The 1,101-nt window shown below is 52.1% G+C and carries 1 protein-coding gene; it reads left to right on the top strand.

What is annotated here, in order from left to right; translation table 11 throughout:
* Positions 1–38: 38 nt before the first annotated feature.
* Positions 39–1,100 carry an IS701 family transposase gene (locus ACUHMQ_RS20800; protein WP_445297350.1) on the top strand — a complete coding sequence of 354 codons (1,062 nt, stop codon included), beginning with the start codon at positions 39–41 and terminating at the stop codon, positions 1,098–1,100.
* Position 1,101 lies beyond the last annotated feature (1 nt).

The following is a 1,101-nucleotide window of genomic DNA, read 5'->3' as shown; positions in this document are numbered from 1 at the left end:
TAACTGATGTTACGCAGTGCATACGATAACCTGTCGCCATGAAGAACAAAGAACTCGATTTGTACACCGACTATTTGCTCAGCACGTTTGGCGCGGCGACAGCAACCGGCCTGTCGGCGATGCTAGATGGTGCGGTGAGCCACGACCAGGTGACGCGTTTTCTGTCCAAGACCGATTACACCTCCAAGGACTTATGGCGGCAGGTCAAATCGATGGTGCGTTCGATTGAGCACGACGAGGCGGTTTTGATTTTCGACGACACTATCCAAGAGAAAGCCTGGACCGATGAAAACGAACTGATGTGTTGGCATTACGATCACGCCAGCGGCCGCAATGTGCGTGGCATCAACCTGCTCAATGCTTTGTACCATAACGGCGCGACATCTATTCCAGTGGCCTTTGAGCTGATCAAAAAGCCACTGCAGTATTGCGATGTACAGACCCGTCAAATCAAGCGAATGAGCGAAGTGACCAAAAACGAGCTGATGCGCCAGATGATTCAGACCTGCCTGCACAACAGCGTGAAGTTTCGCTATGTGCTGATGGACAGCTGGTTCTCGGCATCGGAAAACTTTGAGTTCATCCGATCTAGAGATAAACACTTTGTTGCGGCGCTCAAGAACAACCGACTGATTGCCTTGACCGAACAAGACCGAAAAGCCAAGCGTTTTACGCGCGTAGATGAGCTGAATTTTCCAGAGCTAGGCTGCATTCGCGGCTACCTCAAGGGCGAAGGGTACGAGGTCCTTTTGGTGCGCCAAGTCTTTACACACAAAGACGGCAGTACGGCCACGCTGCATCTGGTTTGCAGTGACTTGAGTTGTGATTACAACGCGATCACCACGACCTATAAGAAACGGTGGGCCGTGGAGGTGTTTCACAAGTCACTCAAGTCCAATGCCAGCTTGGCCAAGTCACCTACGCGAACGGTACGGACCCAAAGCAACCATGTGTTCATGACGATTTGCGCAGCCTTCAAGCTTGAATGCTTGAGCGTCAAGACGCAGAAGAACCCATTCGCGCTTTGCCGCAAGTTACTGATCAACGCCTCCCGCGCGGCTTATGATCAGCTACAGCTGCTTCTCGCGGCTGCTGCGTAAC

This window comes from Chitinimonas violaceus (assembly GCF_052601015.1).
The sequence above is the reverse complement of the archived record's forward strand: the minus strand, read 5'-3'. Positions and strand labels throughout refer to the sequence as shown.

Bases quoted from the DNA above. Each gene is read 5' to 3' on its own strand.
- ACUHMQ_RS20800 (WP_445297350.1), top strand. From the start codon at position 39: ATGAAGAACAAAGAACTCGATTTGTACACCGACTATTTGCTCAGCACG.